Genomic DNA, 23,967 nt, shown 5'->3' with positions numbered 1-23,967 from the left:
TGTAGGAAATAATTATGAAACATAGAATAATTAAAATATTAATAACAGGTGGAATTATTACATTGTCATTTGCCCTGCAAAGTTCTTTTTCATTGTTAAATTACAGAAGCGTGGCAACTCCAAATCTGCTTTTAATTACAACATGCATATTTGGATTTATGAGGGGCTGTAATTACGGAAGTGTAACAGGATTGTTTTGCGGACTGTTAGTAGACATATTTTTTGGAGATGTAATAGGTTTATATGCCCTTATATACATGTATGTAGGATTTTTCGGTGGTTTGTTTAAGAAAATGTTTTACAGTGACCACGTATTTATGCCTTTATTGCTGGTGTTTTCCGGTGATTTTGCATACAATATGGGCTGTTATACATTTAGACTGCTGTTGAGAAACAAGTTGGATTTCTCATATTATTTCTGGAACATTTTCTTTCCGGAAATGATTATTACCACATTTGTAACCCTTATAGTTTACAAGTTATTTTATTTATTAAACGAAAAAGTATTAACACAAAAACAGGAGAATAAATTAAGTTTTGATAGGTGATTTTTTATATACGGTATCTAAAATAATTAAATCAAGAATATTCATTGTAAGTTTAATCATTATCGCTTTGTTTTCAACTTTGCTGTACAGAGTATTTGATTTACAGATTGTAAATGAAAATTACTATATGAGTACATATATCCAGCAGGCAGAGAGAACTGTTTACACTCAGGGAACCCGTGGAAAGATATATGATGTTAACGGAAAAGTTTTAGCTTATGATGAATTAGCATATACGGTAAGAATGGAAGATAAGCTTGACAGTTCTAATGAAAAGAACCAGCTTATGAATGACATTGTTTACAAGGCAATTAATGTTATAGAAAAGTATGGCGATAAGGTTATTGTGGATTTCCCTATAATCTTAGATCAGGATGGAAAGTGGAAAGAGAATTTCTCTTCAGATGCTGCAAAGAAGCTTTTTCTTAAAAATATATTCGGAGAAAAGATGAAATATAAGGATAGGGATTTTTCCAATGCATCTGCAGGGGAACTTATTTCTCACCTTAAAAATGTATTTTTTGAGGTTAAGTTAGATGTTGATGACGAAATGCTTCTTAAGATTTTGTCCATCAGATACAATGTTTTTGCCAATTCTTATCAGAAGTATGTTGGTGTAACCATTGCAAAGGACATTAATGAAAAAACTGTTGCTGCCATTTATGAAAATGAGGCAGATTTAACAGGTGTTATGGTAGAGGAAAAAACTGTAAGAAAATACAATGACAGTGAATATTTTGCACCAATTTTAGGATACACAGGAACTATTTCCGATACCCAGATTGAAGAATATGATAAAAAAGGTAAAACATATACTTCCAGTGATATTGTGGGAAAGGCGGGAATCGAATCTTCTTTTGAAAAGTATCTTCAGGGAAAACATGGCGAAGAAAAAATATTTGTAGATAATACAGGTAAGAAACTTAGCACTATTTCTAAGAAAGATTCAAAAGCAGGAAAAGATGTATATCTTACCATTGATTCTAAGCTTCAGAAAGCTGTTTATACTATGCTTGAAAAAAGGATAGCATCTATCCTTATATCAGAAATTCAAAATTATGACATAGATGAAGATCAGGAAACTGACGAGAAAATACACAACATTTCAGTTAAGAAGGTTTATGCCCAGTTAATGACTAATAATGTTGTAAGTATTAAGCATTTAGCAAAGAAAAGTACACCTAATGAGAACAGGGTTTACAGTAAATATAAGGACAGTGTTAAAGTGGCTGTTGCAGAATTAAAACAGCAGTTAAACTCAAAAAATGGCAAGGTTTATAATGATTTAAGTAAGGAATATCAGAAGTATTACGATTATATATATGATTTATTAAAGAATGACGGAATACTTCTTACATCTGTTATTGACACAAAAGACGAAACCTACAATAAATATGTTGACGGAAAAATCAGCATGAATGAGTTTATAAGATATGCAATTAAACAAAACTGGATTAGTCTTGATAATTTAGATGTAAAGGATTCTTATTTATCAACAGAGGAGACTTATGATTTAATTACAAAGTATATTATTTCTGATTTAATGAAAAATACGTCCTTTGGTAAGGAAGTTGTATATTATCGCATATTTGACGGAACTATTTCCGGTAGCGAAGTATGTATGCTTTTATATGATCAGGGAGTTTTAAAGAAGGATGAAGCAACATACAGCAGACTTTCAACATATGACACATATTATACTTATACATTTATTATAAATCAGATTCAGAAGTTAAATATTACACCGGCACAGCTGGCATTAGATCCGTGTTCCGGTTCAGTAGTAATAACTGACCCGTCAACAGGAAAGGTTAGGGCATTGGTTACTTATCCAAGCTATGATAACAATATGCTTTCCGGTTCAGTGGATCCTGATTATTGGGCTAAGTTAGTAGATGATCAGTCAGAACCTCTTTATAACCGTGCAACCCAGGGAGCCTCCGCACCGGGTTCAACATTTAAAATGTGTACAACAATGACAGCCATGGAAGAAGGGATTATTTCTCAGGGCGATACTGTTGTGGATGAAGGTGAGTTTAAGAAAATCACTCCATCACCTAAATGTTGGATATTTACCTCAGGTGGCGGTGCAACTCACGGTAGTATAAATGTTATGCAGGCACTGGCGCAGTCATGTAACTATTTCTTCTATGAAATGGGATACAGATTGGGAACTAACAGTAAGGGTAACTATGATAGTGCCTTAGGTCTTAGTAAAATAGAAAAATATGCCAAGGTTTTAGGACTTGATATGAAGTCAGGTGTGGAAATTACTGAAAGAGATCCGCATTTTTCAACGGAAAGTGCTGTCCATTCAGCTATCGGACAGGGTAGTAATGCTTATACACCGGTGCAGCTGGCAAGATATGTTTCAACAATTGCTAATGGTGGAAAGAATTACTCTCTTACATTGTTAGACAAGGTGGTTTCATCTAAAGGTAAAACCGTCCTTAAAAAGAAGTCAAAGCTTACAAATACAGTAGATGCTTCTGGTAGTACATGGGACGCAATTCATACAGGAATGCGTGAAGTTATTACTGAAGGTACTGTTTATAAATATTTTAAAGATACAAAAATTAATATTGCAGGTAAGTCAGGTACGGCGCAGGAAAACAAGAAGCGTAATTCCCATGCTTTGTTTGTTGCATATGCTCCATATGATAATCCGGAAATAGCAACATCTGTTATTATTCCTTTTGGTAACTCATCCCATGACTCTGCAGAGCTTGCAAAGAACGTTATTCAGTATTATTATGGTGAAATTACTGATAAGGATGTTAAGAAGAATGTTAAAAAGGATGATTCTAATAATGTAACCCAGGATTAAAAGCCTAGGTTATGACTCCTGAATAAAATACAAAAGATAGTATATTATTTTATTTTAGGAGGAAGAAATGGGAGAAGTAATAGTTGTTACATCAGGTAAAGGCGGTGTTGGAAAAACAACAATTACCGCAAATTTAAGTATTGCCCTGGCAAAAATGGGGAACAGTGTTTTAGCCATTGATACAGACATTGGACTTAGAAATCTAGATGTTGTTATGGGACTTGAAAATTACATTGTATACAATCTCGTAGACGTTATTGAAGGCAATTGCAGGCTGAAACAGGCAATAATAAAGGACAGAAAACATAGCAATCTTTATCTGCTGCCCAGTGCCCAGTCAAGGGACAAGGATGCAGTTACAAGGGAGCAGATGATAGAGCTTACAGCCTGTTTAAAGGAAGAGTTTGACTATGTTATTATCGACTGCCCCGCAGGAATTGAACAGGGCTTTAAGAATGCCATAGCAGGCGCTACAAAGGCTATTGTAGTTACTACCCCGGAGGTTTCATCCATAAGGGATGCAGACCGTATTATCGGACTTTTGGAAAAAGATGGAATTGAGCCTATATATCTTTTGGTAAATAAATTACGTCCGGAGCTTATCAGACGTGGAGATATGATGTCCAGTGAAGATGTGGTGGATATATTAGGTACTGAAATTATCGGATGTGTAAATGATGACATAAATGTTGTTATTGCCACAAACAGAGGTGAGGCTGTGGTTGACTTAAACACGGTTTCAGGAAAGTCCATAACAAAAATTGCTGAAAAACTCTGTGGAGTAAGAGGAACAGAAGATAAAACAGAAAGCAGAATTTCTTTTTGGTTTATCAGAAATATTTTTAGCAGGGGGGAGTCCAGATGATTTTTAGTAGGTTATTCTATAGAAAACGTTCAGGCAAAGTTGCAAGAGAGAGACTACAGATTTTATTAGTTACTGACAGATTAGGATGTAATCCTGATACCACAGAGGCTATTAAGAATGATATAATAAAAGTAATAACAAAGTACATAGACATCGATGTAGAAAACTGCCATATAGAGATACAGCATGAAAAAGGACCGTGTCTTATGGCTAATATACCAATTAAGGAAATTAAAATTTAACAATTATAATTGAGGTTACAGTTAATGTTTAGAAAAATACGAAATACAATAAAAAGTTACAAATTATCTAATTTTAATTTTAGATTACTTATATATGTTATTTCTATTACAGTCATTGGAATTTTATGTATAGGTAGTGCTACTGAAGGGGAGAATTTTCAAACTAAACAGATAGTAGGTCTGGCGCTGGGATTAATAGCGATTTTGGTATTATCATTTATTAGCTATAAATTAATTTTCAAGTTTTACTGGGCCATATACCTTGTTACATGTATCCTGCTTCTTTTGGTACTGGCAGTTGGTACTGTAAATAAAGGTGCTAAAAGATGGATTAATTTAGGCTTTACAGAGTTTCAGCCGTCGGAAATTACAAAAATATTTTTAATAATATTTATTGCCACGTACCTTTATAAAAGGCGTGAAACCCTTGATACCTTTAAAACATTAGGTGGTGCAGTTTTGTTTTTAGGCGCTCCAATGGTACTTATATTGGCACAGCCCGACTTATCAACAACTATTGTAATAGCAGTAACCATGGCAGCTATATTGTTTTTATCAGGAATTAACCATAAAATTGTAACTGCAGTTATTGTAATTGCAATACCGGTATTTTGTATTTTCGGATATTTTGTTGTTCAGCCGGATACAGGAAAGAAAATATTAAGTGAATATCAGTATAACCGTATTGTAGGTTTCTTCCAGGACGATAATGAAACAGCCAAAAAGATACGATATCAGCAGGAAAATTCCCTTTTGGCAATTGGTTCAGGTGGTTTAACAGGAAAGGGATTATATAATAATACGGTAACATCAGTTAAAAACGGTAAACTCCTTTCAGAGTCCCATACAGACTTTATTTTTACAATAGTAGGTGAAGAGCTGGGATTTGTTGGAGCGGCTGCAGTAATTCTTTTGTTATTTATGATTGTTCTTGAGTGTTTTATAACAGGCTCCAGAGCCCCCACGTTTTCCGGAAAACTGTTTTGTTTCGGATTTGGGGTGTTGACTGCAATTCAATCCTTTGTAAATATTGCAGTTGCTACATTCTTATTGCCTAATACAGGTGTGACCCTGCCTTTTGTAAGTTATGGTCTTACATCGCTTCTTAGTATGTATATTGGTGTGGGAATAGTTCTAAATATTGGATTACAACGGACGAAAGCAAGAGTTTAAGAATCAAATAAACAAATTTTTTTGAAAAATTTTAAATTTAACATAATTTTTGTGGAAGTTTTGGAAATATTTAGGTATACTATTCTTATGGAATGGAGGATAATATGAACATCGGATTAATAGCACATGATTCAAAAAAGAAATTAATGCAGAATTTTTGTATTGCGTATAGAGGAATTTTATGTCAGCACTCATTGTTTGCCACAGGAACTACAGGCAGACTTATTGAGGAAGCTGCCAACTTATCAGTTTATAAATATTTAGCAGGTCACTTAGGAGGAGAACAGCAAATGTGCTCCCAGATAGAGCAGAACGATTTGGATTTGCTTATTTTTCTTCGTGATCCTTTTAACCCAAAATCACATGAGCCTGATATTCACAAGGCAGTCAGACTGTGTGATATGCATAATATTCCTTTAGCAACAAATATTGCAACTGCAGAGCTACTGATTAAATCACTTAACAGAGGAGATTTAGAGTGGCGTGAAATTTACAAAAATTAGTAAATATTTAAATAAAACATCCATATATTATAGATTTAAACTATAGTATATGGATGTTTTATTACTGTTTGTCTTATAAGCTTATAAAGTATGTTTAAAACACTTAAGAAATATTATCTGTTTTCGCCAAAAGAGCATACTCTGCCAAAAAGACTAATGGTATACAAGCCGGATATTCCAACTATGGCATATACAATTCTTGAAAGCCATGTCATCTGACCAAAGAGAAAAGCTACAAGGTCAAACTTAAAAAAGCCGATTAGTCCCCAGTTAATGGCACCGATAATAACAAGTGTCAGTACAAAATAATCAAAACCTTTAGATTTCATGTATTTACCTCCTTTAATGACTGCTATTATTTTTTCCAAAATAAAAAAAATAATACATTTAAAAATGTTTTAAAATATTGACTTAGTAATAAGAATATTAGATAATGAAAGTTGAATTTTAGGAGAAACATAATGGAAAAGCAAAAAAGAAAAAGAAAAAAAAAGGTAGTTAAATTTAACTCACCTATTAGCATAAATATAGGAATAGTTGTATTTGGTCTTATACTTGTTTACATATTGATAAATGCTGTTATTTACTTTACAACAGAAAAAACAAAATATTATGAGGTTGTTACAGGGTCAAATGCAAAGGGAATTAACACTTCCTACGTTGGTATAGCAATGAGAAATGAAATAATTGAATATGCTAATCAGACAGGTTATGTTGATTATTTTATCAGGGAAGGCTCCCGTGTTTCAAAAAATTCCACCTTGTATAGTATTGATTCCACAGGAAATTTAAATCAGCTACTGTCAAAGGCAGGAGAGGATTACTCTAATATGACAGATGAAAACATGCAGACGATTTCCAATTTGCTGTATGATTATAGCAACAATTATGACGACATGGATTTTTCTGATGTTTATGATTTTAAAAGTACATTAAAGGGTTCCATTGTGGACTTGCTTAATATGAACTCGTTACAACAGTTAGCAAAGAAAAACGGTGGAAATTTTGCCATAGAAAAGTCAGCTGCTACAGGAATTGTTCTTTACAGGGTTGATGATTTTGAAACGTTAACGTCAAAAAAACTAAAGGCATCAATGTTTGATAAATCATTATATAATTCAGCTTTATTTTCGTCAGGAGATAAAATAGAAAAAGGCGCACCGGTTTACAAAACCATCAATTCCGATGAATGGAGCATAGCAGTTCAGTTGACTAAAAAGACTGCCCGTGAATACAAAAAAGAGGCAAAGGAAAGAAAGTCTGATTATGCCAATATAAAAATAAAATTTTTAAAAGACGGTTTAAATACCACTGCCAACATCAAGGTAGTCAGAGGCACTGATAAAAAATATTATGGAGTAATTACTCTTTCAAAATATGTTGTTAGATATGCTACAGACAGATATATTGATATTGAAATTGTCAATACTCCAAAAAACGGATATAAGGTGCCAAAGTCATCTATCGTATCAAATGATTTGTATGTTATTCCGGCAAAATACAGTACAAAGGGAAAGAATGACAATAATGTAGGCTTTAACGTTCAAAGCAGTGACAGAAACAAGGGAGAATCTAAGATATATTATCCTCCTATTGCATATGCAGATGATGAGAATTATTATGTATCCAGGTTGTATTTTAATGACGGAGAAGTTATTACGAAGCCTGACTCCCACGAAACATATGTTATAGGTCATACCAGAAAGTTTATGGGTGCCTATAATATAAACAATGGTTATACTGTTTTTACCGTGGTATCTATTTTAGACAGCACAGATGAATATAACATTATTAAGATTATGGATTATAGCCTGAAGATTTATGACCGGATTGTATTAGATGCATCTAAGGTGACGGAAAATCAGGTTATTTACCAATAGATATAACAGGAAGGTGAAAAGAAATGATAAATGAAAATATCAGCAAGGTAAGAGAAAATATTGTTAAGGCATGTGAAAAGGCAGGAAGAAATCCTGAAGAGGTAACCCTTATTGCAGTAAGTAAAACCAAACCGGTTTCTGCCATAGAAGAAGCTCTTTTGTCAGGGACATTAGATTACGGGGAAAATAAGGTCCAGGAATTATGCGATAAATATGATGTTTTACCGAAAAATATCAGATGGCACATGATAGGTCATTTACAGAGAAATAAAGTTAAATATTTAGTTGGTAAAACGTATCTTGTTCACTCTGTTGATTCTTTAAGATTAGCAGAACAGATTGAAAAAGAGTTTGCTAAACATAATCAGGTTTGTGATATATTAGTGGAAGTAAATATAGCTCAGGAGGAAAGCAAATTTGGCATAAATGCAAAGGAGACAGAAGAACTTATAAGAAAAATTGCAAAATTTGAACATGTAAGAATTAAAGGGCTTATGACAATTGCACCATATACGGAGGATCCTGAAAGTAACAGAGAATACTTTAGGGAAATTAAGAAATTATCAGTTGACATAAGAGATAAAAACATTGATAATGTTAGTATGGATGTTCTTTCAATGGGAATGACAGGTGACTATATGGTGGCTGTGGAAGAAGGTGCTACCATGGTTAGAGTTGGAACCGGAATATTTGGTGAGAGAAATTATAATATATAAATTTAATGATAGATATAGGAGAGAATGATGTCAAAATTTGGGGATAAATTTAAAAATATTTTCACCGTGGATTATGAAGATGATTACGATGATGATTTCTATGATGATTACGAAGAGGATAATGCAGAGGAAGCAGAGCCGGTAGTAAAGAAAAAACGTGAAAGAGTGGTAAGGGATGATGACTTTGAATCAGCACCGTCACCTACACCTTCAAGAACAAGAACTACCCGTTCAACATCTTCCGCAAGAAATAGTGGAAGAAGTACAAGAAGCAGCAAGGTAGTACCAATGAGAAGTAACAGTGATATGGAAGTATGTGTTATTAAGCCGACAGCTTATGAGGAAACAAAGGATATTATCGATACATTATTAGATGGAAAGTCAGTGGTACTTAACTTAGAAGGAATGCGTTTAGAACTGGCACAGCGTATAGTTGATTCTGTCAGTGGCGGATGTTATGCCATAAGAGGAAATCTTCAAAAGATTAGTGGGTACATATATTTAGTAACTCCAAGCTCTGTTGACATTACAGGGGATTTCGCAGACAGTATCAGTGACAGAACTAGTGATTACAATTCAGCATCCTATGAATCCAGGAGAAGTTATTACGGTGAATAGATTTGAATAAAGAAGAACATTTTCTAATAAACAGGTTTAATGAGCTTGCAGATGTGGCATTTAATAGAAATATATATACCAACACCGAGTTTTTAAACATAAATGAAATAAATATATTAGAATCAGTGAAAAATAAATTACCTCCTGTTAGAATTAACCTTACAGGGGGTAATAATTATGCAGAAAGAAAAATTGCCATATTTTCTCCAATGGAGATATATTATCAGGAGGAAATTCCAGTTTCCATAATAAAAATTGCACCAAAGAATTCCAAATATGCTGACAATCTTACTCACAGGGATTATTTAGGTGCTATTTTAAATTTAGGAATTGTAAGAAGTAAAATAGGTGATATTTTTATAAAGGATAACATTGCATATATTTACTGTATGTCAGATATTGCAGAATATATAAGTGAGAATCTCACAAAGGTCAAACATACTTTTATTGATAATGAGGTTTTACCGGTTAATAACAGCGTGGATATTAAACCTACATTAAAGAATATAACAGGTACCATTTCCAATGTAAGGCTAGACAGCGTTATATCCACGGCTTTTAATATGTCCAGAAACAGTATTATTGTCTATATCGAAAACGGCAAGGTGTTTGTTAATGGAAAATTAATAACATCTAACGGTTACAGTATTAAGGAAAATGATATTATTTCCGTAAGAGGGTTAGGCCGTTTCGTTTTCAACAGGGTGTTAAAGGAAACTAAAAAAGGAAGAAATCTTATATCCATAGACCTTTATGTTTAAAATTATATTTTCAGATTAAATTGAAAGGACGTTTCAGCAATGAACAAATATAAATACTGGCTTAAAATTGCCTTATTTGAGATGATTTTGATTATATTCGACCAGATAACCAAGTATTGGGCTGCAATCAGCTTAAAAGGCAAAAATGAATTTAATATAATTAAAGATGTTTTGTGTTTTCATTATTTGGATGGTGGAAATACAGGTGCAGCATGGGGAATGTTGTCTGGAAAGACTTTTTTATTTGTAATTTTTACTTTAGTGGCAATTGCATTTATTGTAAAAATTATGTCAAATATTTTCAGATTAATGCGATCTGATAAAAGCACAAAACTTGTGGCTCTAAATTATGTTTTTGCAACACTTATGGCAGGGGCGGTTGGCAATTTGATTGACCGCGTTTTACACCAGTATGTAATAGATTTTATATATTTTAAGCTGATTAATTTCCCAATATTTAATGTTGCAGATATTTATGTTACAGTTTCATGTTTCATTATTATTGTTATGTGCGCTTTTATTATAAGCGAAGATGATTTTAACAATATTATTTCTTTAAAAAGAAATGACAGCAGATAGGAGAAGCAGATAATGTGTGAAAAGATATGCATCAATGAAGAGACCCAGGGAAAGAGAATTGATAAGTTTTTAGGCAAGGCACTACAGGATACTTCCAGGTCATATGTACAAAAACTTATAGATGATAAAAATATTTTAGTGAATGGCCGGGAATGTAAATCTAATTATAAACTTAAATTAGGTGATGTTATATCCGTTGATATTCCGGAACCGATATTTGCCAGCATTAAAGCCGAGGATATCCCTTTGGATATTTTATATGAAGATGATGATGTTTTAATTGTAAACAAGCCTAAGGGCATGGTTGTACATCCTGCACCGGGACATTACACAGGAACATTAGTTAATGCTTTAATGTTTCATTGTAAAGATAATTTATCCGGTATTAATGGAGTCTTAAGGCCGGGGATTGTTCATAGAATCGATAAAGATACTACAGGCGCACTTATAATATGTAAAAATGATTACAGCCATAATTTTATTTCACAACAGCTTAAGGTTCATTCCATTACACGAAAATATGTAGGGATTGTCCAAGGCAGATTTGATGAAACTGAAGGCGTTATAGATGCACCAATTGGCCGTCATCCAAATAATCGGAAACAAATGTGCATTAATGAAAAAAACGGAAAGCCGGCAGTTACCCATTATAAGGTTTTAAAGCAATTAGATAAATATGCCTTTATGGAATTTCAGTTAGAAACAGGACGTACACATCAGATAAGAGTTCATATGGCAAGTATAAATCATCCTTTATTAGGTGACAGCATTTATAACCATAATAAATGCCCATATAAGCTTCAAGGACAATGTTTACATGCAAGGGTTATAGGTTTTGTACATCCTACAACAAAGGAATATATGGAGTTTGAGGCTCCAATACCGGAATATATGATTAATCTTATTGAGAAAGTGCTTTCATAGCACTTTTTTGTTATATCTTTATTCGTTAAACTTGTGTTTTGCGAATAGTTGTATTATAATAATTGAAAAAGTAAGAAAAAAATTTTTAGTACTATTTTTGCTTTTGGTGAGGTAATTTATGAAGCTTCAGAAATTATATAGTTATGTAAGACGTGCCATGGATGATTATTCTATGGTTGATGACGGTGATAAAATTGCTGTTGGTGTATCAGGTGGCAAAGACAGCCTGGCACTTTTATATGCATTAAGTGGTTTAAGAAAATTTTATCCTAAAAAGTTTGATATTGTGGCTTTGACGGTTAATTTAGGATTCGAAAATCAGGACTTTAATCTTATAAAAGATTTTTGTAAGAATTTAGATGTGGAATGTAAAATAATTGACACGGAAATTGGTGATATTGTATTTCATAAGCGAAAGGAATCTAATCCCTGCTCTCTTTGTGCCAAAATGCGCAAGGGTTCTCTTAATGATGTGGCAAAGAAAATGGGATGTAATAAGGTGGCATATGCCCATCACAGAGATGACATGATTGAAACAATGCTTATGTCACTGATTTATGAAGGGCGCTTCCACTGCTTTAATCCTGTTACATATCTTGACCGTATGGGGCTTAATGTTATACGTCCAATGATGTATGTTTCGGAGATGGATGTGATTGGTTTCGCCAATAAATATAATCTTCCGGTGGCTAAAAATCCATGTCCGGTGGACGGTCATACTAAAAGGGAATATATTAAAACTCTAGTCCGTCAGTTAAACAGGGAAAATCCTAATTGCAAAGACAGACTTTTTACTGCTGTTTTAAATGGCGGTTTTGATTAGATTTCAGGAGGAACAATGGCTACACAAAGAAATTATCATGATCAGGTTATTGTAGATAATAATTTAAAACTTAGGGAGTTGCTTAAAAGTCTTCCAGCGTTTTGTGGGGAGTTTTTTAGAGGAATTGAGCCTACTACTTCTTCTAGGACAAGAATTGCCTATGGATATGATTTATCAGTATTTTTTAATTACTTAAAATCAAATAATCCGAAATTAAAGAATGTTAATATTCATGATATAACCCTTGATGTGTTAGATAAGGTTACAGCTACTGATATTGAAGAATATTTGGATTATCTTAAGTTTTATATAGATTCAGATGGTAAGGAACACACTAACAAAGAATGTGGAATTAAAAGAAAATTAGGTTGTCTTAGAACCTTATATAAATTCTTTTATAAAAAAGAAAAAATAAGCACTAATCCTGCTTCTATTGTTGATATGCCAAAAATCCACGAAAAAGAGATTGTACGACTTGATGCAGATGAGGTAGGCAATCTTTTAGATGAGGTGGAAACAGGGGATAAATTAACGGATAATCAAAAGTATTTCCATGAAAAAACAAAGATTCGTGATGTGGCAATTTTAACATTGATGTTAGGTACAGGTATTCGTGTTTCTGAATGTGTGGGAATAGATATTGGAGATGTTGATTTTAAAAATTCAGGAATTAAAATCAGGCGAAAAGGCGGAAACGAAACTGTTGTATACTTCGGCAGGGAGGTTGAGGAAGCTTTACTTGATTATATAGAGGAAAGAAAGCATATTATTGCTGTAACAGGCCATGAAAATGCACTATTCCTCTCTCTACAGAAAAAACGTATGAGTGTGCGTTCAGTGGAAAATTTGGTAAAAAAATATTCTTCCTTAATTACTAATTTAAAGAAAATAACTCCTCATAAGCTTCGGAGCACATATGGTACATCTTTATATAAGGAAACGGGAGATATATATTTGGTTGCAGATGTTTTAGGACATAAGGATGTAAATACAACCAGAAAACACTATGCAGCTATTGAAGACGAACGACGCCGTAAGGCAAGAAATGCCGTCAAGTTAAGAAAAGATTAAAAGAAAAGACTAATTTTAAGAAGAAAATAATTTAGTTTGTATTTGGGGAAATAATACCGGAAGGGATAAACATCCTTCCCGGTATTATAATGTGGATGTAAAATAACATATGGATAACTTATTCTACTACCACAGAAACAAAAATATATAAATAAAAAGATTATTTATATTCATTAGAATAATATGAAATAACAATGTAGTTTCCGGCTGTAATGTTATCAGAGGAAAGTTCATTGTTTTTCTTTACCTCAGATATGTATTCAGGAACAGAAACATTGCTATTGGCAGTGTATTTCTGTGCTATGGATGTTAATGTATCTCCAGGCTGAACTTCATAGCTGGTGTAATATTTGTATGAAGGGTTATCTCCCTGTACAGTTGCGTTTACGTTAACGAAACTAATGGCTGTAACAACAGCTACTGCCAATAATGCAATAAAGCTACAGGATAAAATAATTCTCTTCTTTAATTCAGCAATGCGGGTACGTTTCTGTTGTGCAACAACTTCCCTTCTGTTGTAATTCATTGATTCTTTCATATGTAAATCCTCCGTCGAATAATTGTATTTATAAAAAGTAGTGAACATTTGTTCGTATCTTGTATTGATATAATATCACCAGAACAAATGTTTGTCAACAACATTTTCGAATATTTGTTCGATTTTGTTATTGCCTTTTCTTTTCATATATGATAATATTAACATATATTAAGTACATTAAACGGGACTTACAAATATGAAAAGGAGATTTTTTTTATGGCTGGAAAGATTACACCAAAACAGCAACAGATATTAGATTATATAAAAGATGAAATTTTGTTAAAGGGATATCCTCCTACTGTTAGGGAAATATGCGAGAAGGTATCCTTAAAGTCTACTTCTTCTGTTCATGCTCATCTTAACAGTTTAGAGGAAAAGGGCTATATCAGAAGAGACCCTACTAAGCCAAGGGCAATTGAAATTATAGATGATGAATTTGGATTGTCCAGAAGGGAAATGACCAATATACCTGTTATAGGACGGGTGGCTGCCGGAGAACCACTGCTTGCTGTGGAGAATATTAAGGATTATTTTGCCATACCTACAGAGTTTTTGCCTAATGCAGAGACATACATATTAGAGGTTCATGGAGACAGTATGATTAATGTAGGTTTTTTAGAGGGAGATTATCTTATTATAGAAAAAACTGATACTGCTAAGAACGGAGATATCGTTGTGGCTTTAATAGATGATTCTGTTACAGTTAAGCGTTTTTACAAGGAAAACGGATATATCAGACTTCAACCTGAAAATGACAACATGGATCCTATTATTGTGAATGACTGTATTATTGTTGGAAGGGCACATGCACTTTATAGAAGAAATATTATGTAAAATTAGATGGTTAATTTATTATTGAGATTAATGAGCTCTTATTCATAAAAAATCCGGTGTTAAACATTTCTGCTTAATACCGGATTTTTGCTGTTCTATTTAATTTTGAAATTAGTAGGCAAGACATTTATCAAGAGAATCAATGATACCTTCTTTATCCATATCATGACCGATAAATACCAATTTAATCATTCTGTCTCCTACTTTTTCATCCCAATCATCTATAAGTGTAGGGTCTTCCTGCATCATTTTCTGACGAACCTTTTTAGGAGCTGTAGCAACCCACTGACCTGCATTGGAAATGTTGCACTGCTTTCCTGCCTGCTCAAAAAGATAAGCATTATTGTTATCTTCAGCTGCCCAGATGAGACCTTTACTTCTTATAATTGTTTTTGGCATATTGTCAAGCCAGTCCTCAAATTTTTCCTTTTCAAAAGGAGTTCTTCTGTAGTAAACGAATGAGCCGATGCCGTACTCTTCCGTTTCACCCTCTCCGTGATGGTGATGATGGTGGTGACCGTGTTCGTCATGGTCGTGATCATGCTCGTCATGATGATGCTCATCGTGTTCATGCTCATCATGTTCCTCCACTTCCTCATGGTGCTTGCGGCGTTCATCTTCCTCACTGTAATCGTATGAATCTAATTCCTGAATCCAGCCGGCAGACATACTTGCATCTTCAAAATCAAATCTGTTAGTGTTAAGAATTTCATCAACGTCAATCTGTCCGTATGTTGTTTCAAACATAACAGCTTTTGGCTGAAGCTTTCTGATAATTGCCTTAACCTTGGCAAGCTGTTCAGGTGTAACTGTATCAACTTTATTTAAAATAATGGTGTTACAAAATTCAATCTGCTGAATTAAAAGATTTTCAATATCTTCATCATCTATGTCATCTTTTACAAGATTTTCACCACAACCAAACTCATCTGCCATCCTTGCAACGTCAACTACTGAAACAATATTGTCTAAGCGGGCAATTTTTGCTCTCTTGTCATAAGAACCGTCTAACATCGTAATGGATTGAGCTATAGGAATTGGTTCGCAAATACCACTGGCTTCAATTAAAATATAGTCAAACTTTCCTGAACCAATTAAATCAACAATCTGATTAATAAGATCAACTTTTAAAGTACAGCAAATACAACCGTTTTGCAGTGGAACTAAATTGTCATCTTTCTGGGTAACCTGTCCGCCCTTGGCAATTAATGAGGCATCAATGTTTACCTCGCCAATATCATTTACAATAACAGCAACCTTATATCCCTTCTGATTTGAAAGAACCTGGTTAAGTAATGTTGTTTTGCCGGCTCCTAGGTAGCCTGTAAGTAATGTGACAGGAACTAATTTTCTTGCTGTCTTTTCCATATTATCTACTTCCCTTCGTTAATAATTTATTTATATAATATTGCAGTATGCTGCAAAGATATAATCCTCTTAAACCATTATATGGTAATACAAAAATATACATATAATGTTAAGTAAATGTTAAATATCTATTTTAAAATATAGGCTGTGTAACCTTTCATTTCAAAATCAGGTTTTACAGCTATATTATTACCTGAAATCAAATCTGTAAAAGTGTCTTTTTCTGAATTAAAGGAACAGCTGAAACTGTTCTCATCTGCATTAATTGCCACATAAATATTTTCACCATTACAGCTTCGTTTAAATATACATTGTCTGTTTGTAAGAACAACTGATGTAAAATCTCCATAATTTAATGCCTGCTGACTCTTTTTTATGTGGGATAATTTTGCAATATAGGCACTTAATTCATTGAAAACAGGTTTATCAAAGCTTGGTCTTAAAGCAGGATCTCCCTGATTTTTATCTGCCCTTTCACCCCACTCGCTTCCATAATAGATACAAGGAATACCAGGCATGCCAAATAAAAGTGCATAAATAAGCGGCAGATGATTTTCGTTGGAAAGAATACTTGCCACTCTTGTAACATCGTGGTTATCTACAAATGACAACAAGTGTTTTCCTTTGTAAAGAGTCCAGTTCTCCGGCCCAAACTGACGAAGGAGTGAATGATTAATTTCAAACATATTCATGCTGTTAAAGCTGGAATAAAGTCCCTTGTAGCATTCATAATTAGTGGCACTGTTAAGCATTTCAGGATTCATGCGCTGGTTATAATCTCCGTGAAGCATTTCTCCTACTAAAAAGAAATCATCTTTAAGACTATCAACATGTTTTCTTAATCTTCTTAAGAAGTCAAAATCAAGACAATATGCTACATCAAGACGTATTCCGTCAATGTCAAACTCTTTTATCCAGAAGGTTACGGCATCTAAAAGATATTCTACTACATCGTTGTTGTAAAGATTAAGTTTTACAAGGTCATAATTGCCTTCCCAGCCTTCGTACCATAAACCGTCATTGTAGTTTGAATTCCCGTTAAGATCAATATTAAACCAATGAAAATAAGGTGAGTTTTCCCGGTTCTTTATCACATCCATAAATGGCGGAAAACCACGTCCTACATGATTAAAAACGCCGTCAATAACTACTTTTATTCCGTTGGAGTGCAACTGACTGCACAATTCCTTAAAATCGGAATTATCCCCTAATCTTACGTCTAATTGCTTATAATCTCTTGTATTGTATCCGTGAGTATCAGATTCAAATATAGGTGAAAAATAAATGGCATTGGCACCTATTTCTTTGATATGGGGAATCCATGAGGCAACCTTTGTAATACGATGGGTTAAAACTCCGTCATTTTCAAAGGGTGCACCGCAAAATCCTAAGGGATAAATCTGATAAAATACACTCTCATATGCCCACATTTATATCTCATCTCCTAAAGTTCGTTTATATTAACGGTTTTGCCATCCCGCCAGATTCTTTCCAAATCATAGAATAGTCTGTCGTCCTGATTAAATACATGAACTACAATATCCTTATAATCCATTAAAATCCAGTTGGCATTATTATATCCCTCAATGCTTTTTGGGTGAACATCTTCTTTACCTAATTGCTCAACAACATTGTCAGCTATGGCTTTTATCTGGTTAATATTACTTCCACCGGCTATTATAAAATAATCAGCCAAAACTGAAATTTCCGAAATATCAATTATGGAAATATCCATTCCTTTTTTATCATCAATTGCATTATAGGCAATTTTTACCATTTCCTTTGAGGTCATGTATTAATTCTCCTTATTTTCGTTAATTGCATTTTTATAATAAGAATATGCTTTACTTGTGTTATCATCAATTAAATCAGCTGAATTTACCTGTAAATAATCCATGGTGTCTTTTAATATGTCATACACAAGTAAATCTAAATTTTTTAAAGAAATGCTTCTTAAATAATCTAAATTAGGCTGCTTTGTCCGTCCCGGTTCAATGTAATCTGCTGAAAAAATTATTTTTTCCAAATCAGTCATATCTTCCCTGCCTGTAGTATGCCAACGGATGGCAGATAATATTTCAGGGTCGGTAATATTATACTTCTTTTGGGCAATAAAAGCTCCTACCTTAGCATGTAACAAATCAGGCTTTTTCTTTTCTGAATCAGATACTTCTATATTGTTTTCATAACATATATTTAAAAGCTCAGAATCACTCATGTATTTGGCACAATCATGAAGAATACCTGCAAAATAAGCTTTGTTAGGGTTTAACTTAAAATGTTCCGCCATGGTTTTGGCTGTGTCTGCAACTCCTAAAATATGTTTAAAACGGGAAGGTTTCAATAAACTTTCCAAATCTTCCTTGATTTTATTAATGGACCATGCCTTATTTACATTGTTATTGTTGTTGTATAAATTATTTTCTACAATATATTCGTATACAGGTTCAGGGACCATGGATTTTATGGCTTCATAACTGTTGCAGCGGATATAACTTGAAGAAATATCAACTGCAGGCATGGAAAGAATACCAATATGAGTATTGTACTCCTTCTCTATTTCAGAAATATTAACATCCATTTTTTTTGAACTTTCGTCGTCACGCTTAACGGCAATAAGCTTAGCAAACTTTAATATAACGTCAGGTCTGTACCAGCTTTTAAAAGAGGCAATGGAATCACTTCCCATAATAAAATAATATTCATTTTCAGGGTGAAGCTCCTTTAACATATGAAGAGTGTCTGCTGTATATGTTACATCATGACTGTTAAGCTCAAAATCGGAAAATCTGATTTTGTCCAGTGAACCAATGGCAAGCTTAATCATATTTGCCCTGTGAAAATTGCCTGTTATTTTGTTCTTATCCTTATGAGGAGGATAAGGAGTTGGCATAATTAATATTTCATCAAGATTAAATTGCTTAAGCGCTTCTTTTGCAATTGTAATATGAGCATTATGAATGGGATCAAAAGTTCCTCCCAGTATACCGACTTTCATTACGCACTCCTTTAATTACGGTAAAATGATTTTTCTGTTCTTTTCTTCTTTTGCAGGTCTGTATAATACAATTTTACGACCAATAACATGAACCACTTCTGACTTTGTTCTTTCAGCTAAAACCTGAGCAACCTGATGGCAGTCATCAAAGCAGTTCTTTAATATGTTTATTTTAATTAATTCTCTTTTTTCCAAGGCTTCATCAATGGCTGATGTAAGTTCCGGTGTTACGGAGGACTTACCAACCTGAAATATAGGCTGTTCCATTGCTGAAATTTTTCTTAAATATGCTCGCTGTTTACTATTCATTTTTTTCTCCATTTATTTGTAATAATCAAACTGGTGACCATAAATTTTTACTGTATCACCGTCTTCTATACCGAGATTTTCCAATTCTTCCAATATGCCATTATCCTTCATAAAGTTCTGGAAGAACATAAATCCTTTTTCCGAATCAATATTTGTATAACCAAGCATACGTTCAATTCTAGGTCCCTCAACAGAATAAAGTCCGTCTTCGATTTTTTCTACCGTGTATGGTAATTCAATTCCTAACTGGTAATCTTCAGGGTTATATTCCTGTTCATATACTGTTGGGGCATCATCAAACTGATCAAGCATTTCCCTTACATAGAATAATAATTCTTTAAGTCCCTTACCGCTTACGGCAGATATTGGAAATACTTTAATTTCCGGTTCAAATTCTGCCTTGATTTTATCGATAACCTCGTTAGTGTCACCATATATAGCATCGATTTTGTTGGCAGCTATAACCTGAGGACGGGTAAGAAGTTCAGGGTTGTATGCTTCAAGCTCCTTATTAATAGCCTTAATATCAGCTATAGGATCACGTCCCTCTACGGAAGCTGCGTCTATCATATGAATGATTACTTTGGTTCTTTCAATATGCTTTAAGAATTTGTGACCTAATCCTACTCCTTCAGATGCCCCTTCAATTAATCCTGGAATATCTGCGATTACAAAACCCCTTCCACCATCTAAATCCACAACACCAAGGTTAGGATTTAATGTTGTAAAGTGATAGTTGGCAATTTTCGGGTCTGCATTGGTAACTCTTGATAAAAGAGTTGATTTACCTACATTTGGAAAACCTACAAGTCCTACATCGGCAATACTCTTTAATTCAAGGGTAACATTTAATTCCATGCTTTTCTGACCCGGCTGGGCATACTTTGGAACCTGCATTGTAGCTGTGGCGTAATGCTGATTTCCCTTACCACCACGTCCGCCTTTAAGTACAATGACACGTTGATTTTTGCCACTCATATCTGCAACAATTTTGCCGGTTTCAGCTTCTCTTATAATGGTACCTTCAGGAACTCTTATAATAAGGTCTGCACCATTCTTACCTGTTTTATTCTGTTTTCCGCCTTCCTGTCCCGGTTCCGCTTTGTAGTTATGTTTATGTCTGAATTCATAAAGAGTATTAAGTCCTTTATCAACTTCAAATATTACATCTCCACCTTTTCCGCCGTCGCCACCGTTTGGGCCACCGTTTGGTATATATAATTCTCTTCTAAATGAGACGTGTCCGTCTCCACCTTTTCCGGATTGGATAAAAATTTTAGCAAAATCTGCAAACATGATAAATCCTCCATTATTTAAAATAGGCTCCAAATCAAAACCTGATTTGAAGCCCAATACTGTTCGTGTATAAATTATTCAGCTACCGGATAAACAGAAACCTGTTTCTTGTCTCTGCCTTTTCTTTCAAATCTTACGATTCCATCAGCTGTAGCAAATAATGTATCGTCACCACCACGTCCTACGTTAACGCCCGGGTGAATCTTTGTTCCACGCTGTCTGTAAAGAATGTTTCCTGCTAAAACAAACTGTCCGTCTGCTCTTTTAGCACCAAGTCTCTTTGACTCTGAGTCTCTACCGTTCTTTGTAGAACCCATACCTTTTTTATGAGCGAAGAACTGAAGGTTCATCTTCATCATAGCTATACCTCCTTATAATCTAATGATATAAAATCTTTGTATTCTTTTTCCAAATCCCTAAGTCCTAAAACAAGAGATTTAAGTAAAATTTCTGCTTCCATGCCGGGCTTGTCGTCTAGCATATAATCAATAACGCCGTCATCCTCATGTTGAAAAACACTGAATCTTTCTTCAGTAAGTTCTTCAATGGAATTCATGCAGTTAATGGTTAAAGCAGAAATGCCTGCACATACAATGTCATATCCGGCTTCCGAATATCCGCTGTGTCCGCTTACACGAAAACCAACATAATCATTATTACTGCAATAAATAGTAATGTTTGTCATATCTTATACCTTCACTATGCATTGATCTTGTCAATCTTAAGCTCTGTATACTGCTGTCTATGACCATTCTTTTTATGATATCCGGTTTTTCTCTTGTACTTGTAAACGATAACTTTCTTAGCCTTGCCATCGCCAACAACTGTAGCTTCAACTGATGCACCGTCAACTGTTGGGTTACCAACCTTAACATCATCACCGCTAACCAAAAGAACCTGATCAAAAGTAAACTTGTTTCCAGCTTCAACGCCGAGCTTTTCAACTCTAACTGTTTCGCCTTCAGAAACCTTATACTGTTTACCACCTGTTGCTATAACTGCGTACATTATGGGCACCTCCTATTACTCATTACTCGCCAGCTTCGGTGACTGCATATGCAGTACTTATAACCACACTGAGCGGCATACCATTGTATAATAACATCATAAGATGTAGATGTCAATTGATTTTTGACGATATATTACATGATTTAGGTTATTAATTTATTTTTATACTGTCATTTTGAGATATTGGAATAACTAAATAGGTTTCACCGTCAATATCTTCCTGGCGTATAAGTTCACGCTTCTCATCGTTTACCTTAATTATTATATCACTTCCCTCTGTATCATAGGCCTGGGCAATTTTTCTGTTAAGCTCTTTTATTTCTTCTTTTAAAAGCACTTTTTCGTTATTGTCCTTTACTGCCTTTACTGCTTTATTAGGAATAATATCTCCTAAAAGAGGCAGTTCGTCTTTATCTATTGCAGTAATATATTCTTTACCGATTTTGTCGGCTTTATTCTCTTCTATTCCTGCATAAGTCAGGGCACTTTTTATATTTTCTTCGTTTACTACTGTTTCAGGCTCTGAATCAGAAATCTGCGCCAGTTCAATATTAACTGATTCCATAACCTCTTTTAAATCATCCTCAGAAGTTACATCAGATACCATATCGCAAAGTACGTTCTGCTTCTGGACAAAGGTAAGTTTCTCACGGCATCCCAGTATATCCTGAATTAACTCATTATGAGGATTCTTGCTGTCAGCCGTGTACATTAATACTGAATGAATGTCACTGCTTCTTTCGTTAAATGCCGGGAAAATAAATCCTGTTTCAGGCATTCCAACCATCCACTCCCTGTTAAGGGTTCCAATGCGCATATCGCTTTTGTTATATCCAAGTCCCGGCTTTGATAAAATCATAGGACAAATGGCACATATTATGTACTCATACACTTCTTCTGATTCATCAAGCTTGTTATTATCTGTTGTTTTAGTCATAACGTCATATACATCATGGAACAGTAAAATAAGATAGTTGCCTAAAGAGTCATATTTTTCTATAACCATGTCATAGAAAGCATCCAATAATCCCTGATCCTTTAAACCGCTTTTCTTAATTCCTAAAAGGAACTGCTGATGGCCTCCCGGCTGTTCTTCTTCAAGTGGGAAATCCAGTTCAAGTATATTATTTCCAACATTTGTGGATAAAACTTTTTTTGCAATTTCTAAATATTTATAATATTCTTCATCTTCCAAATTTAAAAATGTTTCATCTAATTTTATAACTTTATTTTTTGAATCATTTACATAACATCCACACATTTTTGTAAATGTGCAGCTGTCTTTCTTTAGTCTTCTTCGTAATTCACCAATAGATTTTTTATCCATTATAGCCTCCCTTGGTTGTTGTAGTTTATTTGTCGTTAGTTATGTCACCGCTACCCTTTAAGTCTATTTTATCACCTAAATATTTAGGTTCCGGACGGGCAATGCACTTGCCAAATGCCTTTATCCTTGCAATATATTCCCTAAACTGCCAATATATCATTTTTTTGCTGTAGTACCGTAAATCCGATGATACACCATAGGCATCAAGTCCTAAGCTTTTGGCAATATAAAGAGCCCTGTACAAATGATATTTCTGGGTAACAATAATCACTTTTCTGGCACCAAAAATTTCCTTTGCACGATACATTGAATCGTAGGTTTCAAAACCTGCGTGATCCATAAATATATCCTCTGAAGGAACACCTTCGTTAATTGCGTAATTTTTCATGGTATTTACTTCGTCATAATTTTCTCTGCCATGATCCCCTGACATAAGTATTTTACCGGCTGCATTGTCCTTATATAATCTGTCACCGATTATAATTCTATCTTCAAGCATATTAGTAGGTGAGCCGTCTTTTCTCACTCCGGCACCTAAAACAATAATGCAGTCAGCATCCATATCTTTAGCATCCTCTAATGAAATGACATTTTCGGATACAGAGTTAGTCATGTACAGATTTATACCAACAACTGCTAACAGTGTTACGAGACAAATAAAAAGTATCCATAGGAAAATTTTTATCAGCATTTTTTTAAATCCACCTTTTTGTTTCTTGTCCACTTTAGTACCTTTTTGGTCTTTGCACTTTTTCATTC

The 23,967-nt window shown here is 34.1% G+C and carries 28 protein-coding genes; 15 read left to right on the top strand and 13 right to left on the bottom strand.

Going from position 1 to position 23,967, the window contains the following annotated elements:
• Positions 1-14: 14 nt before the first annotated feature.
• The 6 genes from mreD (at position 15) to DWW68_RS01430 (ending at position 6,158) form a co-directional block, all read left to right on the top strand.
• Positions 15-548: a rod shape-determining protein MreD gene (gene mreD / locus DWW68_RS01455; RefSeq protein WP_118588617.1), complete on the top strand. Its 534-nt coding sequence runs from the start codon at positions 15-17 to the stop codon at positions 546-548.
• Complete coding sequence (locus DWW68_RS01450) at positions 538-3,375, top strand: penicillin-binding transpeptidase domain-containing protein (protein WP_118588616.1); 2,838 nt, start codon at positions 538-540, stop codon at positions 3,373-3,375. The genes mreD and DWW68_RS01450 overlap by 11 nt, the downstream gene beginning before the upstream one ends.
• Before the next feature lie 67 nt (positions 3,376-3,442).
• Entirely contained in the window at positions 3,443-4,240 is a 798-nt protein-coding gene (gene minD, locus DWW68_RS01445) for a septum site-determining protein MinD (RefSeq protein WP_021953063.1), read from the top strand.
• The gene (minE, locus tag DWW68_RS01440; protein ID WP_021953062.1) at positions 4,237-4,482 is read left to right on the top strand and encodes a cell division topological specificity factor MinE; all 246 of its coding nucleotides are present in this window, start codon (positions 4,237-4,239) and stop codon (positions 4,480-4,482) included. The genes minD and minE overlap by 4 nt, the downstream gene beginning before the upstream one ends.
• 24 nt (positions 4,483-4,506) lie before the next feature.
• Positions 4,507-5,655 carry an FtsW/RodA/SpoVE family cell cycle protein gene (locus tag DWW68_RS01435; protein WP_118588615.1) on the top strand — a complete coding sequence of 383 codons (1,149 nt, stop codon included), beginning with the start codon at positions 4,507-4,509 and terminating at the stop codon, positions 5,653-5,655.
• A 104-nt stretch (positions 5,656-5,759) separates the two neighbouring features.
• Entirely contained in the window at positions 5,760-6,158 is a 399-nt protein-coding gene (locus tag DWW68_RS01430; protein WP_021953060.1) for a methylglyoxal synthase, read from the top strand.
• A 113-nt stretch (positions 6,159-6,271) separates the two neighbouring features.
• Here DWW68_RS01430 and DWW68_RS01425 read toward each other — a convergent pair whose 3' ends face one another.
• Positions 6,272-6,487: a DUF378 domain-containing protein gene (locus DWW68_RS01425; RefSeq protein WP_021953059.1), complete on the bottom strand. Its 216-nt coding sequence runs from the start codon at positions 6,485-6,487 to the stop codon at positions 6,272-6,274.
• A gap of 132 nt (positions 6,488-6,619) precedes the next feature.
• Here DWW68_RS01425 and DWW68_RS01420 point away from each other — a divergent pair, with 132 nt between their 5' ends.
• The 8 genes from DWW68_RS01420 (at position 6,620) to DWW68_RS01385 (ending at position 13,530) form a co-directional block, all read left to right on the top strand.
• Positions 6,620-8,038 (top strand): HlyD family efflux transporter periplasmic adaptor subunit, encoded by a 1,419-nt coding sequence (locus tag DWW68_RS01420; RefSeq protein WP_021953058.1) that lies wholly within the window; start codon positions 6,620-6,622, stop codon positions 8,036-8,038.
• 23 nt (positions 8,039-8,061) lie between these two features.
• Positions 8,062-8,754, top strand: a complete 693-nt coding sequence (locus tag DWW68_RS01415) for a YggS family pyridoxal phosphate-dependent enzyme (RefSeq protein ID WP_118588614.1) — start codon at positions 8,062-8,064, stop codon at positions 8,752-8,754.
• Positions 8,755-8,778: 24 nt separating this feature from the next.
• Entirely contained in the window at positions 8,779-9,372 is a 594-nt protein-coding gene (locus DWW68_RS01410) for a cell division protein SepF (RefSeq protein ID WP_347497791.1), read from the top strand.
• 2 nt (positions 9,373-9,374) lie between these two features.
• Entirely contained in the window at positions 9,375-10,133 is a 759-nt protein-coding gene (locus tag DWW68_RS01405; protein ID WP_118588613.1) for a YlmH/Sll1252 family protein, read from the top strand.
• Positions 10,134-10,172: 39 nt separating this feature from the next.
• Positions 10,173-10,712, top strand: a complete 540-nt coding sequence (gene lspA / locus DWW68_RS01400) for a signal peptidase II (protein WP_021953054.1) — start codon at positions 10,173-10,175, stop codon at positions 10,710-10,712.
• A gap of 12 nt (positions 10,713-10,724) precedes the next feature.
• Entirely contained in the window at positions 10,725-11,636 is a 912-nt protein-coding gene (locus DWW68_RS01395; protein WP_021953053.1) for an RluA family pseudouridine synthase, read from the top strand.
• 118 nt (positions 11,637-11,754) lie between these two features.
• Positions 11,755-12,459: a tRNA 2-thiocytidine biosynthesis TtcA family protein gene (locus tag DWW68_RS01390; RefSeq protein WP_118588612.1), complete on the top strand. Its 705-nt coding sequence runs from the start codon at positions 11,755-11,757 to the stop codon at positions 12,457-12,459.
• A 15-nt stretch (positions 12,460-12,474) separates the two neighbouring features.
• Positions 12,475-13,530, top strand: coding sequence for a tyrosine-type recombinase/integrase (locus tag DWW68_RS01385; RefSeq protein WP_118588611.1), 1,056 nt, complete (start codon positions 12,475-12,477; stop codon positions 13,528-13,530).
• A gap of 160 nt (positions 13,531-13,690) precedes the next feature.
• Here the strand turns inward: DWW68_RS01385 and DWW68_RS01380 are convergent, their stop codons facing one another.
• The gene (locus DWW68_RS01380; RefSeq protein ID WP_021953050.1) at positions 13,691-14,068 is read right to left on the bottom strand and encodes a LysM peptidoglycan-binding domain-containing protein; all 378 of its coding nucleotides are present in this window, start codon (positions 14,066-14,068) and stop codon (positions 13,691-13,693) included.
• A 216-nt stretch (positions 14,069-14,284) separates the two neighbouring features.
• Here DWW68_RS01380 and lexA point away from each other — a divergent pair, with 216 nt between their 5' ends.
• The gene (gene lexA, locus DWW68_RS01375; RefSeq protein WP_021953049.1) at positions 14,285-14,902 is read left to right on the top strand and encodes a transcriptional repressor LexA; all 618 of its coding nucleotides are present in this window, start codon (positions 14,285-14,287) and stop codon (positions 14,900-14,902) included.
• A 111-nt stretch (positions 14,903-15,013) separates the two neighbouring features.
• Here the strand turns inward: lexA and DWW68_RS01370 are convergent, their stop codons facing one another.
• The 11 genes from DWW68_RS01370 to DWW68_RS01320 form a co-directional block, all read right to left on the bottom strand.
• A complete protein-coding gene (locus tag DWW68_RS01370) occupies positions 15,014-16,270 on the bottom strand; it encodes a GTP-binding protein (protein WP_118588609.1) in 1,257 nt (418 codons plus the stop codon).
• Between the two features lie 128 nt (positions 16,271-16,398).
• Positions 16,399-17,700 (bottom strand): alpha-amylase family glycosyl hydrolase, encoded by a 1,302-nt coding sequence (locus DWW68_RS01365; RefSeq protein WP_118588608.1) that lies wholly within the window; start codon positions 17,698-17,700, stop codon positions 16,399-16,401.
• Between the two features lie 14 nt (positions 17,701-17,714).
• On the bottom strand, positions 17,715-18,062 hold the full coding sequence (rsfS, locus tag DWW68_RS01360; RefSeq protein ID WP_021953046.1) for a ribosome silencing factor: 348 nt from the start codon (positions 18,060-18,062) through the stop codon (positions 17,715-17,717).
• A 3-nt stretch (positions 18,063-18,065) separates the two neighbouring features.
• The gene (gene nadD, locus DWW68_RS13670; protein WP_118588607.1) at positions 18,066-19,268 is read right to left on the bottom strand and encodes a nicotinate-nucleotide adenylyltransferase; all 1,203 of its coding nucleotides are present in this window, start codon (positions 19,266-19,268) and stop codon (positions 18,066-18,068) included.
• A gap of 15 nt (positions 19,269-19,283) precedes the next feature.
• Positions 19,284-19,577 (bottom strand): ribosome assembly RNA-binding protein YhbY, encoded by a 294-nt coding sequence (gene yhbY, locus DWW68_RS01350; RefSeq protein WP_021953044.1) that lies wholly within the window; start codon positions 19,575-19,577, stop codon positions 19,284-19,286.
• Between the two features lie 12 nt (positions 19,578-19,589).
• On the bottom strand, positions 19,590-20,873 hold the full coding sequence (obgE, locus tag DWW68_RS01345; protein WP_118588606.1) for a GTPase ObgE: 1,284 nt from the start codon (positions 20,871-20,873) through the stop codon (positions 19,590-19,592).
• 74 nt (positions 20,874-20,947) lie between these two features.
• The gene (rpmA, locus tag DWW68_RS01340; RefSeq protein WP_118588605.1) at positions 20,948-21,232 is read right to left on the bottom strand and encodes a 50S ribosomal protein L27; all 285 of its coding nucleotides are present in this window, start codon (positions 21,230-21,232) and stop codon (positions 20,948-20,950) included.
• A 2-nt stretch (positions 21,233-21,234) separates the two neighbouring features.
• On the bottom strand, positions 21,235-21,558 hold the full coding sequence (locus DWW68_RS01335) for a ribosomal-processing cysteine protease Prp (protein ID WP_021953041.1): 324 nt from the start codon (positions 21,556-21,558) through the stop codon (positions 21,235-21,237).
• Between the two features lie 14 nt (positions 21,559-21,572).
• Positions 21,573-21,881, bottom strand: a complete 309-nt coding sequence (rplU, locus tag DWW68_RS01330; protein ID WP_021953040.1) for a 50S ribosomal protein L21 — start codon at positions 21,879-21,881, stop codon at positions 21,573-21,575.
• A 151-nt stretch (positions 21,882-22,032) separates the two neighbouring features.
• Positions 22,033-23,208 (bottom strand): DUF4317 domain-containing protein, encoded by a 1,176-nt coding sequence (locus tag DWW68_RS01325; RefSeq protein WP_021953039.1) that lies wholly within the window; start codon positions 23,206-23,208, stop codon positions 22,033-22,035.
• A 25-nt stretch (positions 23,209-23,233) separates the two neighbouring features.
• A complete protein-coding gene (locus DWW68_RS01320; protein WP_243052978.1) occupies positions 23,234-23,965 on the bottom strand; it encodes an ElyC/SanA/YdcF family protein in 732 nt (243 codons plus the stop codon).
• Between the last annotated feature and the right edge of the window lie 2 nt (positions 23,966-23,967).

The organism is Eubacterium sp. AF16-48 (genome assembly GCF_003479405.1).
Taxonomy (GTDB): domain Bacteria; phylum Bacillota; class Clostridia; order Lachnospirales; family Lachnospiraceae; genus Eubacterium_G; species Eubacterium_G segne.
Note: the sequence above shows the minus strand (reverse complement) of the source record. Positions and strands in the feature narration are given on the sequence as shown.

Coding starts and splice junctions, on each gene's coding strand:
- mreD (WP_118588617.1), top strand. CDS start 15: ATGAAACATAGAATAATTAAAATATTAATAACAGGTGGAATTATTACA.
- minD (WP_021953063.1), top strand. CDS start 3,443: ATGGGAGAAGTAATAGTTGTTACATCAGGTAAAGGCGGTGTTGGAAAA.
- minE (WP_021953062.1), top strand. CDS start 4,237: ATGATTTTTAGTAGGTTATTCTATAGAAAACGTTCAGGCAAAGTTGCA.
- DWW68_RS01435 (WP_118588615.1), top strand. CDS start 4,507: ATGTTTAGAAAAATACGAAATACAATAAAAAGTTACAAATTATCTAAT.
- DWW68_RS01430 (WP_021953060.1), top strand. CDS start 5,760: ATGAACATCGGATTAATAGCACATGATTCAAAAAAGAAATTAATGCAG.
- DWW68_RS01425 (WP_021953059.1), bottom strand. CDS start 6,487: ATGAAATCTAAAGGTTTTGATTATTTTGTACTGACACTTGTTATTATC.
- DWW68_RS01420 (WP_021953058.1), top strand. CDS start 6,620: ATGGAAAAGCAAAAAAGAAAAAGAAAAAAAAAGGTAGTTAAATTTAAC.
- DWW68_RS01415 (WP_118588614.1), top strand. CDS start 8,062: ATGATAAATGAAAATATCAGCAAGGTAAGAGAAAATATTGTTAAGGCA.
- DWW68_RS01410 (WP_347497791.1), top strand. CDS start 8,779: ATGATGTCAAAATTTGGGGATAAATTTAAAAATATTTTCACCGTGGAT.
- lspA (WP_021953054.1), top strand. CDS start 10,173: ATGAACAAATATAAATACTGGCTTAAAATTGCCTTATTTGAGATGATT.
- DWW68_RS01395 (WP_021953053.1), top strand. CDS start 10,725: ATGTGTGAAAAGATATGCATCAATGAAGAGACCCAGGGAAAGAGAATT.
- DWW68_RS01390 (WP_118588612.1), top strand. CDS start 11,755: ATGAAGCTTCAGAAATTATATAGTTATGTAAGACGTGCCATGGATGAT.
- DWW68_RS01385 (WP_118588611.1), top strand. CDS start 12,475: ATGGCTACACAAAGAAATTATCATGATCAGGTTATTGTAGATAATAAT.
- DWW68_RS01380 (WP_021953050.1), bottom strand. CDS start 14,068: ATGAAAGAATCAATGAATTACAACAGAAGGGAAGTTGTTGCACAACAG.
- lexA (WP_021953049.1), top strand. CDS start 14,285: ATGGCTGGAAAGATTACACCAAAACAGCAACAGATATTAGATTATATA.
- DWW68_RS01370 (WP_118588609.1), bottom strand. CDS start 16,270: ATGGAAAAGACAGCAAGAAAATTAGTTCCTGTCACATTACTTACAGGC.
- DWW68_RS01365 (WP_118588608.1), bottom strand. CDS start 17,700: ATGTGGGCATATGAGAGTGTATTTTATCAGATTTATCCCTTAGGATTT.
- rsfS (WP_021953046.1), bottom strand. CDS start 18,062: ATGACCTCAAAGGAAATGGTAAAAATTGCCTATAATGCAATTGATGAT.
- nadD (WP_118588607.1), bottom strand. CDS start 19,268: ATGAAAGTCGGTATACTGGGAGGAACTTTTGATCCCATTCATAATGCT.
- yhbY (WP_021953044.1), bottom strand. CDS start 19,577: ATGAATAGTAAACAGCGAGCATATTTAAGAAAAATTTCAGCAATGGAA.
- obgE (WP_118588606.1), bottom strand. CDS start 20,873: ATGTTTGCAGATTTTGCTAAAATTTTTATCCAATCCGGAAAAGGTGGA.
- rpmA (WP_118588605.1), bottom strand. CDS start 21,232: ATGATGAAGATGAACCTTCAGTTCTTCGCTCATAAAAAAGGTATGGGT.
- DWW68_RS01335 (WP_021953041.1), bottom strand. CDS start 21,558: ATGACAAACATTACTATTTATTGCAGTAATAATGATTATGTTGGTTTT.
- rplU (WP_021953040.1), bottom strand. CDS start 21,881: ATGTACGCAGTTATAGCAACAGGTGGTAAACAGTATAAGGTTTCTGAA.
- DWW68_RS01325 (WP_021953039.1), bottom strand. CDS start 23,208: ATGGATAAAAAATCTATTGGTGAATTACGAAGAAGACTAAAGAAAGAC.
- DWW68_RS01320 (WP_243052978.1), bottom strand. CDS start 23,965: ATGAAAAAGTGCAAAGACCAAAAAGGTACTAAAGTGGACAAGAAACAA.